Annotated in this window: 9 protein-coding genes; 2 read left to right on the top strand and 7 right to left on the bottom strand. The window is 62.4% G+C overall.

The window, feature by feature from the left end:
* Nucleotides 1-193: 193 nt before the first annotated feature.
* The 7 genes from J5M66_RS00955 to pilG all read right to left on the bottom strand — a co-directional run bounded on the left by J5M66_RS00955 (nucleotide 194) and on the right by pilG (nucleotide 11,154).
* The gene (locus J5M66_RS00955) at nucleotides 194-559 is read right to left on the bottom strand and encodes a hypothetical protein (protein ID WP_130927555.1); all 366 of its coding nucleotides are present in this window, start codon (nucleotides 557-559) and stop codon (nucleotides 194-196) included.
* 510 nt (nucleotides 560-1,069) lie between these two features.
* Nucleotides 1,070-1,540 (bottom strand): chemotaxis protein CheW, encoded by a 471-nt coding sequence (locus J5M66_RS00960; RefSeq protein ID WP_071172230.1) that lies wholly within the window; start codon nucleotides 1,538-1,540, stop codon nucleotides 1,070-1,072.
* Nucleotides 1,533-7,442 carry an Hpt domain-containing protein gene (locus tag J5M66_RS00965; RefSeq protein ID WP_207807516.1) on the bottom strand — a complete coding sequence of 1,970 codons (5,910 nt, stop codon included), beginning with the start codon at nucleotides 7,440-7,442 and terminating at the stop codon, nucleotides 1,533-1,535. The genes J5M66_RS00960 and J5M66_RS00965 overlap by 8 nt, the downstream gene beginning before the upstream one ends.
* 11 nt (nucleotides 7,443-7,453) lie before the next feature.
* Nucleotides 7,454-9,502 (bottom strand): methyl-accepting chemotaxis protein, encoded by a 2,049-nt coding sequence (locus J5M66_RS00970; protein WP_016772746.1) that lies wholly within the window; start codon nucleotides 9,500-9,502, stop codon nucleotides 7,454-7,456.
* A gap of 271 nt (nucleotides 9,503-9,773) precedes the next feature.
* Nucleotides 9,774-10,313 (bottom strand): chemotaxis protein CheW, encoded by a 540-nt coding sequence (locus J5M66_RS00975; protein WP_122706773.1) that lies wholly within the window; start codon nucleotides 10,311-10,313, stop codon nucleotides 9,774-9,776.
* A gap of 10 nt (nucleotides 10,314-10,323) precedes the next feature.
* A complete protein-coding gene (pilH, locus tag J5M66_RS00980) occupies nucleotides 10,324-10,689 on the bottom strand; it encodes a twitching motility response regulator PilH (protein WP_016772744.1) in 366 nt (121 codons plus the stop codon).
* Nucleotides 10,690-10,749: 60 nt separating this feature from the next.
* On the bottom strand, nucleotides 10,750-11,154 hold the full coding sequence (gene pilG / locus J5M66_RS00985) for a twitching motility response regulator PilG (RefSeq protein ID WP_016772743.1): 405 nt from the start codon (nucleotides 11,152-11,154) through the stop codon (nucleotides 10,750-10,752).
* A 225-nt stretch (nucleotides 11,155-11,379) separates the two neighbouring features.
* Here pilG and gshB point away from each other — a divergent pair, with 225 nt between their 5' ends.
* Both gshB and J5M66_RS00995 read left to right on the top strand, forming a co-directional pair.
* Nucleotides 11,380-12,351: a glutathione synthase gene (gene gshB / locus J5M66_RS00990; RefSeq protein ID WP_122748364.1), complete on the top strand. Its 972-nt coding sequence runs from the start codon at nucleotides 11,380-11,382 to the stop codon at nucleotides 12,349-12,351.
* Between the two features lie 155 nt (nucleotides 12,352-12,506).
* Nucleotides 12,507-13,406 (top strand): energy transducer TonB, encoded by a 900-nt coding sequence (locus tag J5M66_RS00995; protein ID WP_207807517.1) that lies wholly within the window; start codon nucleotides 12,507-12,509, stop codon nucleotides 13,404-13,406.
* Nucleotides 13,407-13,494: the final 88 nt, after the last annotated feature.

Raw genomic sequence — 13,494 nt, forward strand, 5'->3', positions numbered from 1 at the left:
CACGGGTTCGCTGTCGTGGAGCCAAGTTAGGCGTGTGTGATGAGGGCATCAATCAAGCTGGGTGGTGAATCATTACGCTGAGAGTAATGGTCACGATCGCTTTCGCGAGCAGGCTCGCTCCCACAGTCTGGACGCATTCCAATTGTGGGAGCGAGCCTGCTCGCGAAGAGGCCAGTCGCCTCAGCGCATTCGCTCAGTCGGTTGGCACCATTTTGTCCAGCACGCGATTCACCGCCATCTCCGCCACCATGACAATCTGCGCGATGCCCTGCAGGGTCTTGCGCTGTGAGCCGTCCACCGAGGCGGCGTGGTTGTGCAACATGACTGTCGCCGAACCAAGGGTTTCACAGGCGTCGGCCAGCAAGGACTCGGTGTCGGCTTCGGGGTTGGCCATGTACAGCGTATTGGGGATGTACGGCGGGGCCATGAAGTCAGCGGCGGGCGGGCCGAGGTAATGGTCGAGGGCACGCTCGGCGGCGTCGTGAAATTTCTTTGAGTCGGGGGATTGGTAGGGCGATGCCGGACTTGCTACCGGCGGATTGGGCGATGGTTTTTTCATCTTCAGGTTCCGGATAAAGCCGCAACCGCATCTCTGCTAAAAGAAGGGGTGGCAGCTGAACGCAGGTTAGCAGACCGGGGAACCTAAGGAAGCCGGCGCGCCGAAGCGCCCTGCGCACAGCCGCCATCAAGTGCAGACGTGAAGCCTGACTGACGGTGCTCGTGCAACCTCAGATTTACCACGGGCTGCTAAACCCGATCACTGGGAATCAGTGACCCGATCCAAGTTACGCAGCAAGCCCTGGGCGCACAAGCCGGCGGATTCTGGCGCAGGCGTAGGCAGCGGCGCAAGGATTTGTAGGCTGGTGCGGCGTAACACCGGGTGTCTTTAAACACCGGAAAAGATTGGTGTTTATTGAGCTACAGGAATTGAGGATCTACCTGTGGGATTGTGGTGATGCGACTGGCGCTTTCGCGAGCAGGCTCGCTCCCACAGAGGTTGCCCGGTGTACACACCTGTGGGAGCGAGCCTGCTCGCGAAGAGGCCATCCAAAACAGCGAAAGCCTTGGATCAGCGGGCCAATCCCGCATCCACCAGTAACTGCTCCAGCCCCAACAAATCCGGCACCTTCGCCACCTGCTCGCCCACCTGCACCGCCGCCTGTTCCAGCGCACACAACGGCACATCCACGTAACTCAACTGACTGTCCAGCTTGTACGACCGAGGAATCCCCTGCACCAACAGGGCGATGAATCTCAGCTCGGGCAAGCCGCCCAGCGCATTCAGAATGACGATCCGCGCCCGTTCGCCGATGACGATTTTCTGCCCGCAGGCCGATTCGAAACTGATCAACGGAATCTGCCGCTCGCGCCACGTTACCCGGCCCAGGTACCACGGCGGCGTGTCGAGATCGAAGGCGCTGGCCTGGTAGTCGATCAGCTCGGCGATGGCGACATTCGGCAGGATCAGGTTGCGATCGGCCAGCGGCAGCAGCAGCCCGGTGAGCTGGCTGGTGCGCGGGTTATGCCGGTGCTCATGCATGTTTCTTGCTCCACTGGGCGATGCTCTCCAGCAACACCGATTCCTGATACGGCTTGCCGAGGTAGTCGTTGACGCCGATGGCCATGGCGCGGTCGCGGTGTTTCTGCCCGGTGCGCGAGGTGATCATGATGATCGGCAAGTGACACAGGCGTTCGTCGGCGCGCACCTGGGTGGCGACCTCGAAGCCGTCCATGCGCGGCATTTCGATGTCGAGCAGCATCAGGTCGGGCGTGTGTTCTTCGAGGAGCAGCATCGCATCGACACCGTCCTTGGCGGTCAGCACGTTCATGCCGTGACGTTCGAGCAAACGGCTGGTGACCTTGCGCACCGTCACCGAGTCATCGACGACCATGATCAGCAGCGGCTTGTGCGGCTCGCTGTCGATCTCCGTGCGCGCCGGCTCTTGCGCCAGCCGCGCCTGCATCGCCCGGATCGGTGCGAGCAGATCCAGAATCAGCACCACCCGGCCGTCGCCGAGAATCGTCGCCCCCGACACGCCCTGCACCGCCGCGAACTGCGGGCCGAGGCTCTTGACCACGATCTCGCGGCTGCCGGCCATGGAATCGACCAGCACAGCAATATGGCGGTCGTTGCAATGCACCAGCAGCACCGGCAACGGCAGGTTCTGCCCGAGCAGTTTTGGCCGTGGCGCAGTCTTCAACAGCTCGCCGAGATAGCACAGCTCATAACGCTGGCCGCCGTATTGATAACTCGGTGGATCGTGACGGAAGTGTCCTTCCAGATCATTCGGCAACACACGCACGATGCCTTCGATGGTGTTCAGCGGAATCGCGTATTGATCCTCAGCGCACTGCACCATCAGCGCGCGGTTGACCGACACGGTGAACGGCAGGCGAATGCGGAAATGCACGCCCTGCCCCGGCACCGAATCGATGCTCATGCTGCCGCCCAGCTGACGCACTTCTTCGTGGACCACGTCCATGCCGACGCCACGCCCGGAAATCTGGGTGATCTTTTCCGCCGTGGAGAAACCCGGCTGGAGAATGAACTGCAACACGTCGCGGTCGCTGATCTCGGCGTCGGGCGCCAGCAGACCGCGCTTGATCGCCTTACGCCGCACGGCTTCCAGCGGCACCCCGGCGCCGTCATCGCGGATGTCGAAAACCATGTCGCCGCCCTCGCGGGACAGATCGAGGGTGATCTGCCCTTGCGCCGGCTTGCCCGCCGCCAGCCGCACCTCGGTGGATTCCAGGCCATGGTCGACGGCATTGCGCAGCATGTGTTCCAGCGGCGCGGCCATGCGCTCCAGCACGTTGCGATCCATCTCGCCATCAGCGTTGCCGACGACGAACGCGACATCCTTGCCCAGCTCTTCGGCGACCTGACGCACGATGCGTTTCAGACGCGGCACCATGCGCTCGAACGGCACCATGCGCGTGCGCATCAGGCCTTCCTGCAACTCGGTGTTGATCCGCCCCTGTTGCTGCAACAGGTTCTCCGCATCGTGATTGCGGCGGTCGAGGGTTTCCTTGAGGTCGAGCAGGTCCGAGGCGGATTCGAACAGCGCCCGCGACAGTTGCTGGAGCTGCGAATGGCGGTCCATTTCCAGCGGGTCGAAATCTTCGTAACCGAGGCGTTCGCCATCGACTTGTTGGCGGCTGAGAATGCGCCCCTGGGTTTCGGTGTCGAGGCGGCGCAACTGATCGCGCATACGCTCGATGGTGGTTTCCATCTCGTTGAGGGCAATCTGCGCATCGTTGACCTGCTGCTCTATCCGTCCACGAAAGATCGAGGTTTCCCCGGCCAGATTGACCAGTTCATCAAGCAGCTCGGACGAGACCTTGACCATGTCCGCGCCAGCATCGGCGCTCGGCGGCGCGGCCTCGGGCTTGATGACTGGAGCCGGCGCCGGCGGCGCTTCAACCTGCGCCGGATGGCTGAAATTCTGGATCGCGCTGATCAGCCGATCGGCCGGCGGGCACGGTTGCCCGGCGCGCACGCCATCAAGCATTTGCGCCAGCCGGTCATGGCCGCGCTGCACCAGCGCAAACAGTTCGGCGGACGGTTGCAGCGCACCGGTAGAAAGGCTTTCGTAGAGAAATTCCAGCTCATGGGCGAGGTCGCCGATCGGGCCGATTTCGACCATCCGCGCGCCGCCCTTGAGGGTGTGCAGATCGCGCAGCAGGGTTTCAATTTCCTGACGGTTGCCCGGCTCGGCCTGCCAGCGCAACAGCGCGGCGCCGGAGCTTTCGATGATGTCGAAACCTTCTTCGAGGAAGATTTCCAACAGTTCCGGATCATGCCCGGCGTTGTCGTGTTCGACCGCTGCGGGGGATGATTCGCTGGCGGCCTGGCCCTGACGCAACTGACGGATCGCGTCGATCAGATCCTGCGCCGGAGTCAGCGCTTGATGCGCTTGCAGTTGCTCCAGCATCAGCGCCAACCGCTCATGACTGCGCTGCAACAAACCTTCGAGCGCGGCGCTGTGGTTGTAGCGCCGATCGACCAGCCCTTCGTAGAGGTTTTCCAGTTCCTGGGCAAGGTCGCCGACGGCCTCGACCTCGGCCATGCGCGCGCCGCCCTTCAGCGTGTGCAAGTCGCGCTGCAATGACGACAGCGGCGCGGCGTTGTCCGGGTCCTTGCGCCAGCGCTGCAAGGCTTGCCCGGCGCTGTCGAGAATGTCCACCGCCTCTTCGAGGAAGATTTCGACGATCTCGTCGTCAGGCTCAAGGGCGGCAACCGATTGCTGCAATTGCGCGGTGGCGCTGCCCAGCTCGCGAATGTCCAGGGTGCGACTGCCGTCGCTGCGGATCAGGCCCATCGCCGCCGGGTCGAGGCCTTCGTCGAGCAGTTCCTGCAAGGCACGAATCCGCTCCGGTTGCGGGGTGATTTCCTGGCCGGCAGCGAGTTCGTCGAGCATGTTGATCAGCGCTTCGTGGGCCAGTTGCGCTTCGTGAAAAAACCGCTCGCTGACCGCCAGGCTGCTTTCTTCCACCGCGCCATACAGGTCGAGCAAGGCTTCGCAGAGGCCATCGACCGCCTGCAGATCGGCCAGATGCGCGCCTTCGCCCAGAGTGGTCAGTTCATCGAGCAAGGCGCTGAGTTCCTGGCGCTCGCCAGGGTGCTGCTGCCAGCGCTGCAAGAGGTTTTCGGCGTCGAGGAGGATGTCCATGCCCTGGGCGAGGAAGTTGTTGATCAGCTGCGGATCGCGCTTGAGGCGCAGGCCGCTGTCAGCGCCATCGGTGCTGGCTTGCAGGCGCTCGGCGAGCAGCGCCTCGGTGCGTTTGATCAGCGACTGCGCACCGACAATCGGCGCCAGCGGATCGTGTTTGAGCTGGCGCAGGCCGACGCGGAACAAGCCCTCGGCTTCGAGCAGCAGTTCGACCTCGTCCAGATCCAGCGGCAACTGATGCGCCTTGAACTCGCGGGCCAGTTGATCCAGCGAAGCCGCCAGTTCGGCCATCGGCAATACGCCGGCCATCGAGGCACTGCCCTTGAGCGTGTGCAGCGCCCGTTGCAGTTCGTCGCTGGCCGGCAACGGCACCTGTTCGGCGGCCTGATCGAGGAAACGGTTGAGGCTGGCGAGGTGGGTTTCGGCTTCTTTGCGGAAGATTTCCAGCAGCAGCGGATCAAGCGCGGCGACGTCGTCGGTGTCTTCGGCAGCCAGCGGCTCATCGCCTTTGGCCAACGCGTGGGCGCGGGCGGCGAGTTGGTCGACATCGTTGCGCTGGCGCTGACGCTGGGTGGCGAATTCGTTGATCAGCTCGGGCAGCAGCAACACGGTGTCGCCGAGCAATTGGCGCAGCACCGCGCCGGGCTCGACGCTTTGTTCGAGCACGCGGTTGAGCAGGTTTTCCACCGCCCAGGCCAGTTCGCCAAGGACCAACGCGCGGACCATGCGCCCACTGCCCTTCAAGGTGTGAAAGGCCCGGCGCAGTTCGGTCAGCGCGGCGCGGTCCTGGGGATTGGCGGTCCAGCGCGGCAGGTATTCGTGGAGGACCGCGAGGACTTCGTCGGTCTCTTCGAGGAACACTTCGCGCAGTTCATCGTCGACCGGTTCTTCATCGGCCGGCGGCGGCATCAGGCTGTCGGGGCTGTTGCGCGCCGGCGGGTTGAGCGCCGACAGCGGGCTGGCCAGCACTTCGGCCAGCGACTGCACGACGTCAGGGTCGTCGAGGGTTTGCAGATCCTGCATGAGCTGCGCTTCGCTGGGGCTGAGCACCTCATCGAGCACCGGCACCTGCGCTTCGCCGGGCTGCTCGTTGGCGAAGAAGCCGAGGCTGGCGAGGCTGTTTTGCGCGACATCGAGCAGATGCTCGGCGGGCGCCTGCGGGTCATCGCTCAGGCGTTCGAGGTAATACTCGAGGCTGCTGATCACATCGGCCAGATGATCGAGTTGTTCCCAGCCCGGTTCGTGGGCATCGAGCATCAAATGCTCGCGAATGAAACCGTTGCAGGCCTCGACCAGACTCGCTGCGCGGGCCAGCGGAATCATCGCCAGCGCGCCGCGCACCTGCGTCAGCAGTTCGGGCAGCGATTGCAGATGCTGGCGGTCCCAATCGGCGTCGATGTAATCGACGATCATGTCCTTGGCCTGTTGCAGGCAGATGCGCGCTTCCTTGATCACGATCTGATGGATCTGCGTCAGGTCGGTGGTCGGCAGGCGCGCGTCTTCGGCGCTTTGCGTCTCCACCGTGCCGACCATGCCGGCCAGCGTCGCTTCGACGTAGAGCAAGGCCCCGGCGACGTCCATGAGAATCGCGTCGTTCGGTTCGCGCTGGCCCTGAGCGAGGCTGAGCACCACCGCCAGTTGGTCGATGATGACCTTGCGCGGCTGGCCGAAACCCAGCACCGCGAGGGTGTCGGCGATCTGTCGCAGCGGCGCGAGCAGGCTGTCCAGATCCGAAGCGTGCTGGCGGTCACTGCGCACGAACAGATCGAGGCGCTCCTTGACCCGCACCAGCTCTTCGCACAGCGCCGCCAGCACCGAGCGCATGGCATCGCGGTCGGGGCCGGCGAGGCGCGCGCGTTCTTCATCGACCATCGCGCTGTCGGGCAACGCGTCGTCCAGGGAGTAGTGATCTTTCATGGTCAGCATCTGCCCGGTGGGATGTTCGGCTTTGGCAATATAGAACAACAGGCTTTTCAGCAGCTCGGCCGGCGCCGGTTGATTGAGCCCGACGATGCCCTGCTCGAGCAGGCGCTTGAGCTCTTGGTCGGCGTCCTTGAACAGGCTGCGCAGCGCCGGACTGTTGGCGATGACGCCCTCGCGCATGCCCTCGACCAATGCCGAGGCGATTTGCCACAAAGGGCTCAACGGCGCATCGCCGCTCAGTGCTTCGAGACGGCTGAAGACTTTGGCCAGATAGCCAAGGTGCGTCTGGTCGTCCTGTTCGCGCAGCAGACCGACCAGAGCCATTTGCAGCATCTGCCGCAGTTTGCGCAGCACGTTCGGCAGATCGGGCGGTTCCAGCGCGGCGAGTGCCTCGTCGCCGAGCGGCGCCAGCTCGGGCAGTGGCGGGCTGAACAGGCGGGTTTCCGCCAGCAGGCTTTCACCGCGAGCGCTACGCAGATCGTTGATCAGCGGCAACACCACCAGCGGCAGGTCGCGGCGGGCGCTCTGCACGCGGTCAAGGTAAAGCGGCAGTTGCCCCAGGGCTTGCAGCAGCAGGTGCAAGGCCTCGTCGCGGTGTGGCACGCGTTGATGTTGCAGGGCTTCGACCAGATGCTCCATTTCTTCGGCGAGCAACGCTGCGCCGTAGAACTCGACCATTTGCAGACTGCCGTGGACCTGATGAATGTACGCCAGGCACTCGTCCAGCCCGGGGAAGGCCTGCGGATCGTCGAGCACGGCCTCGATCGCCTGATGCGCCAGCTTCAGCGTTTCGGCAATTTCGCCCTTGACCCATTCCAGGGCCACGTAGTCGTGCCGATCACCCATAACCACTCCACTCACGCTTTATCTGTCGCCGCCGGCAAGGTGAAACCGGACACCGAACGGCGCAACTGACTGGCCATTTTCGCCAGGTTGCCGATGCTCTCGGCGGTGGCCGTGGACCCCGACGAAGTCTGCGAGGTGATCTGCTGGATCACGTTCATCGTCAGCGAGATCTGCCCGGCCGAAGACGTCTGCTGTTGCGCCGCGTTGGAAATGCTCTGGATCAGCGCCGCGAGGGTCTTGGACACGCCTTCGATTTCTTCCAGGGCCACACCGGCATCCTGCGCCAGTCGCGCGCCGCGCACCACTTCGGTGGTGGTCTGCTCCATGGAAATCACCGCTTCGTTGGTGTCGGCCTGAATCGCCCGCACCAGGGTTTCGATCTGCCGGGTCGCGGCGGACGAACGCTCAGCCAGGCGCTGCACTTCGTCGGCGACCACGGCAAACCCGCGCCCGGCGTCGCCCGCCATCGATGCCTGGATCGCCGCGTTGAGGGCGAGGATGTTGGTCTGGTCGGCGATGTCATCGATCAGGCTGACGATGTCGCCGATTTCCTGAGAGGACTCGCCGAGGCGCTTGATGCGCTTGGCGGTGTCCTGAATCTGTTCGCGGATGTTGTCCATGCCGTGGATGGTGTTGTGCACCACCTCGTTGCCTTTGTTGGCGATTTCCACGGAACGCTCGGCCACCGCCGACGATTCGGCAGCGTTGGCCGAGACCTGATCGATGGACTCGGCCATGTCGCTGATCGCTGTCGAGGCTTCGGAAATCTGCTGGGCCTGTTGCTCCGAGGCCTGGGCCAGATGCATGGCGGTGGCCTGGGTTTCCTGCACGGCGGCGGCAACCTGGCCGGCGGTGAGGTTGATGGTGGCGACCAGATCGCGCAATTGGTCGACGGAATAGTTGATCGAGTCGGCGATGGTGCCGGTGAAGTCTTCGGTCACCGAAGCGGTCACGGTGAGGTCGCCATCGGCGAGGTCTTCGATTTCGTCGAGCAGGCGCATGATCGCGTTCTGGTTGCGCTCGTTCTTCTCGGCGGTTTCACGCAATTGGCGATTGGTTTCGCGGACCATGACCAGACCGATGAGGATGATCGAGGCCAGCGCCAGCAAGCCCAGCACATAGCCGCCAATGGTGTCGGTGTTGCGCCCGCCGGCCAGATGCTCGAATCCGGTGGCCAAGTGCGAGGCTTCGTCGAGCAGGGTTTGCGACAGGGTGAAGATGTTGCTCGCCGATTCGCGGACCTTGAACAGCTCTGGCGAGGTTTCGAGGATTTCGTCCACCGAGCCGGAAACGAACTGGAACAGCTCGGAGATTTCGCTCAAGCGCGCACGGGCGTCGCGGTCTTCGACCTGGCTGATTTTCAGCGCCGGGTTGCCCTGCAACATGCCGTTGAGCACCAGACCGAAACGCGCGGCATCACGACCAAACGCGTCGGCGGCCTGTTGCGAGTTTTCGTCACCGGCGAGCACGGTGTTGACTGCGCCAAGAATGCGTTCAGCCAGTAGCGATTGCCGTTGCGCCATTGCCACCTGCGCCGCCGGAGCGCCGCGCTGGAGGAGGATTTCCACGACTTTTTCGTATTCGATCTGCAACTGCGGCACGGTTTCGGCCAGCGTAGCGGCGACTTGATGCAGCGACAGCACGGTCTGTTCGCTGGTGAGGATCGCATCGGTGTTTTTCAACAGGCGCTCCCAGTCCATCTGCACCGCGCGCATTTCCGGGCGCACGGCGACGGGTGCCGGTGGCAGGCCGGTGTTCGGGTCACCCTTTTTCAGGTAACCCCAGCGCTGGGCGAAATCGTTGCGCGCATCGCTGAGCAGCTTGAACGCCGCAGCCTTGCCCGCCGCCGCTTCGGTGGCGTTCTTGGCGATGCGTTGCGAGAGCACGCGCAGTTCGCCGGCATGGCCGATGTACTGCTTGTCGTAGTTCGCCTGGGTATTGAGGTACGCGAAGTTGGCGAACAGCAGCATGATGAACACGATCAGTGCGATAAACAGCACGATGATCTGCGCGCGACTGCGCGATGCCTCTGCCGACTTGCCTGTTTTTGCTTTTGTCATCGGTCCTCGCCTTAACCCACACCTTTGAGGCCTGCTGCAATCCCTGTGGGAGGCAACCTCATGATGAAGAAATTTTGTGGCGAGGGGATTTATCCCCGATGGGTCGCGCAGCGGCCCCAAAAACCTGAGTACTATCGGCTACATCTCAAATACAGGTCTTGGGTCGGCTTCGCCAACCATCGGGGATAAATCCCCTCGCCACAGGTCTGTCTGACCACAATTTTCCTGATCACATGGCCCATTCCACCCAATGGGTTCTGTGTTGTTCCTGCTATAGAGCCACACCCATAAACACCGGAGACCTGGCCAGTGCAAACAGGCTGAACACCCGCCAGTTCTGTTCGCGGCGGAAATAGCCTTTGACGAATTCAGCCTTGGAGCCCTGGCGCTTGCTGATCGACAGCGGCTCGAAACTGCCCTGTTCGAAATGCTGCAAGCCGATGACTTCGTCGACCATTACCCCGGCGAACACGTCTTCATGCTCCACCACCAATACCCGCCGCTGTTTGCGCAACGGCGACAGTTCATGGCCGAAGAAGCCGCACAGGTCCATGATCGGCAGCAGCCGCCCGCGCAGGTTAGCCACACCCTTGACCCACGGCTTGACCCCGGGCAACTGGGTGAAGCGCGGCTCATGCAGGACTTCGCTGACTTCGCCCATCGGCGCCACATACCAATGCTCGCCGAGGCGAAAGCCGATGCCGCTCCAGCGATCCGCGCGCGCCGCTTGCGACGGCAGGTCTGCTGCCAGCAGGCGGCAGCGCTGGTCGATCTGCCAGAGCAGTTCGAACGCGGTCAGCGATTCGTTCATGATCGCGCGATCAGCCGTTGAGTACGTTGTTCAGGGTCTTGATCAGGGTGTCTTCGTCGACCGGTTTGGTCAGGTAATCCTTGGCGCCCTGGCGGGTGCCCCAGACCTTGTCGGTCTCCTGATCCTTGGTGGTGATGATGATCACCGGGATGTGCGCCGTGTCGGCATCCTTGGTCAACTGACGGGTCGCCTGAAAACCGTTGAGGCCGGGCATGACGATGTCCATCAGCACCGCGTCGGGTTTTTCCTGACGGGCCAGGGCCACGCCGTCGGCGCCGTTCTCGGCCTTGAGCACTTCATGGCCGTGCTTTTCGAGCATGCCGGTGAGTTTGTACATTTCAGTCGGCGAATCATCGACGATCAGGATACGTGCCATGGTCTTCCCCATTTTTCTGGTCGACTGCCGGCCCGCTGGCCGAGCGTCACTGTGCGTGTCTTACTGCGGCAAAACGGCGGCGAAGCCCGGAACATGGGCCTGGATCGCGTTGAGCAGTTCTTCTTTGCTGAACGGTTTGGTCAGAAATTGATCAGAGCCGACAATCCGCCCCTTGGCCTTGTCGAACAGACCGTCCCTGGACGACAGCATGATCACCGGCGTCGCCTTGAAGGCGCTGTTGTTCTTGATCAGGGCGCAGGTCTGATAACCGTCCAGACGCGGCATCATGATGTCGACAAAGATGATCCCGGGATGGTGGTCGGCGATCTTCGCCAGCGCATCGAAACCGTCGATGGCGGTGATCACTTCGCAACCGACATTCTTCAACAATGTTTCGGCGGTGCGGCGAATCGTTTTCGAGTCGTCGATCACCATGACCTTCAAGGCGCTGGACTGCTGTTCCATAAGAGGGTTCTACCGTCGCCTTTGCGAATCAAATTGTCCGTTTTGCTGTGAATAATGGCCTGAAACCCTTGAAACCCATGGGGCGGCGCGATCTGCCAGCCTTTTTAGCACAGTCTCCAGATGCAATCTATCGACGGGTTTTTCCTTGACCCCAAACCCGCCCGGCGCCACTCTGGCGGCACTTTTTCAATACCGATCCGGTAGCCAAATTTCGAGGAAAACCCAATGAGCGTTCGCGTCGGGATTGTCATGGACCCTATCGCCAGCATCTCCTATAAAAAGGATAGCTCGCTGGCCATGCTGCTGGCCGCGCAGAAGCGTGGCTGGGAACTGTTCTACATGGAACAGAAAGACCTGTATCAGGCCGAAGGCCAGGCGCGGGCGCGGATGAGCCCGCTGAAAGTCTTCGCCAACCCGGACAAATGGTTCGAACTGGACGCCGAACAGGACAAGCTGCTGAGCGACCTGGACGTGATCCTGATGCGCAAGGATCCGCCGTTCGACATGGAATTCGTCTATTCCACTTATCTGCTGGAACAGGCCGAAGCCGCTGGCGTGCTGGTGGTGAACAAGCCGCAGAGCCTGCGCGACTGCAATGAAAAGCTGTTCGCTACGCTGTTTCCGCAGTGCACGCCGCCGACCATCGTCAGCCGCCGCCCGGACGTATTGCGTCAGTTCGCCGACCATCACGGTGACGTGATCCTCAAGCCGCTGGACGGCATGGGCGGTTCGTCGATCTTCCGCCATACCGCCGGCCACCCGAACCTCTCGGTAATCCTCGAAACCCTGACCCTGCACGGCAAGCAGCAGATTATGATTCAGGGTTACCTGCCGGCGATCGTCGATGGCGACAAGCGCATCCTGATGATCGATGGCGAGCCGGTGGATTACTGCCTGGCGCGGATTCCGGCGCTGGGCGAAACCCGTGGCAACCTCGCCGCCGGTGGCCGTGGCGAAGCGCGTCCGCTGACCGAGAAGGATCGCTGGATCGCCGCCCAGGTCGGCCCGACCTTACGCGAGAAAGGCCTGCTGTTTGTCGGCCTCGACGTGATCGGCGAGCACCTGACCGAAATCAACGTCACCAGCCCGACCTGCATCCGCGAAATCGACAATGCGTTCGGCACTGATATCGGCGGGATGCTGATGGATGCTATCGAAAAGCAGCTGCAAGCTTCGAGCCGCAAGCCACAAGCTTGAAGCCGGCCCGCGTCAGCTTGAAGCTTGAAGCTTGAAGCTTGAAGCTTAAAGCTGCCCCTATGCAGCTTGTCGCTTGAAGCTCGTCGCTTGCAGCTAAAAACCAACATTGCGTTATCATGCCGGGCCCATGAAAACGCGATGTTGGTTTTTCTGTCATGACCCTCCCGTCCGATCTGCCCGCTGAACTCGCCCATCGTGGCGTGCGCCCGGCCGATCGCCTCGGTTTTACCCTGTTTCTCGCGGCGCTGATTCACCTGGCGCTGCTGCTCGGCGTCGGTTTCACCATGGTCGAGCCGCAGCAGATCAGCAAAACCCTGGAAATCACCCTGGCCACCTTCAAGGCCGAGAAGAAGCCGGAAAAGGCAGATTTTCTCGCTCAGGAAAACCAGGAAGGCAGCGGCACGCTGGACAAGAAAGCCCTGCCCAAGACCACCGAAGTCGCTCCGTTCCAGGACAATCAGGTCAAAAAGGTCACCCCGCCGCCCGCCGCCAAGCCAGTGGTGCAGGAAGCCGCCCCGAAGGCAGCGGTGACCACCGTTGCGCCGAAACTGAAAAAGGCGCCGACCAAGAAAGAAGAAAGCAAAACCGAAGTCAAACCGACCGTCGACGCGCCGGCGTTCGACAGCTCGCAGCTGTCCAGCGACATCGCCAGCCTCGAGGCGGAGCTGGCCAAGGAACAACAGCTGTACGCCAAGCGCCCGCGCATCCACCGCTTGAGCGCGGCCTCGACCATGCGCGACAAGGGCGCCTGGTACAAGGACGACTGGCGCAAGAAGGTCGAGCGCATCGGCAACCTCAACTACCCCGAAGAAGCACGACGCAAGCAGATCTACGGCAATTTGCGCCTGATGGTCTCGATCAATCGCGACGGCTCGCTGTATGAAGTGCTGGTGCTCGAATCCTCCGGCCAGCCGCTGCTCGATCAGGCGGCGCAGCGCATCGTCCGCCTGGCCGCGCCGTTTGCACCGTTTACCGGCGATCTGTCGGATATCGACCGCCTGGAAATCATCCGCACCTGGAAATTTGCCCGGGGCGACAAGCTCTCCAGCAACTAAGAGCAAAATCAAAAGATCGCAGCCTTCGGCAGCTCCTACAGTGGGCCTGCGTACACCCTGTAGGAGCTGCCGAAGGCTGCGATCTTTT

Origin of the sequence: Pseudomonas sp. 67(2021), assembly GCF_017491835.1 — a bacterium.
Classification (GTDB): domain Bacteria; phylum Pseudomonadota; class Gammaproteobacteria; order Pseudomonadales; family Pseudomonadaceae; genus Aquipseudomonas; species Aquipseudomonas atacamensis.

Bases quoted from the DNA above. Each gene is read 5' to 3' on its own strand.
- J5M66_RS00955 (WP_130927555.1), bottom strand. From the start codon at position 559: ATGAAAAAACCATCGCCCAATCCGCCGGTAGCAAGTCCGGCATCGCCC.
- J5M66_RS00960 (WP_071172230.1), bottom strand. From the start codon at position 1,540: ATGCATGAGCACCGGCATAACCCGCGCACCAGCCAGCTCACCGGGCTG.
- J5M66_RS00965 (WP_207807516.1), bottom strand. From the start codon at position 7,442: ATGGGTGATCGGCACGACTACGTGGCCCTGGAATGGGTCAAGGGCGAA.
- J5M66_RS00970 (WP_016772746.1), bottom strand. From the start codon at position 9,502: ATGACAAAAGCAAAAACAGGCAAGTCGGCAGAGGCATCGCGCAGTCGC.
- J5M66_RS00975 (WP_122706773.1), bottom strand. From the start codon at position 10,313: ATGAACGAATCGCTGACCGCGTTCGAACTGCTCTGGCAGATCGACCAG.
- pilH (WP_016772744.1), bottom strand. From the start codon at position 10,689: ATGGCACGTATCCTGATCGTCGATGATTCGCCGACTGAAATGTACAAA.
- pilG (WP_016772743.1), bottom strand. From the start codon at position 11,154: ATGGAACAGCAGTCCAGCGCCTTGAAGGTCATGGTGATCGACGACTCG.
- gshB (WP_122748364.1), top strand. From the start codon at position 11,380: ATGAGCGTTCGCGTCGGGATTGTCATGGACCCTATCGCCAGCATCTCC.
- J5M66_RS00995 (WP_207807517.1), top strand. From the start codon at position 12,507: ATGACCCTCCCGTCCGATCTGCCCGCTGAACTCGCCCATCGTGGCGTG.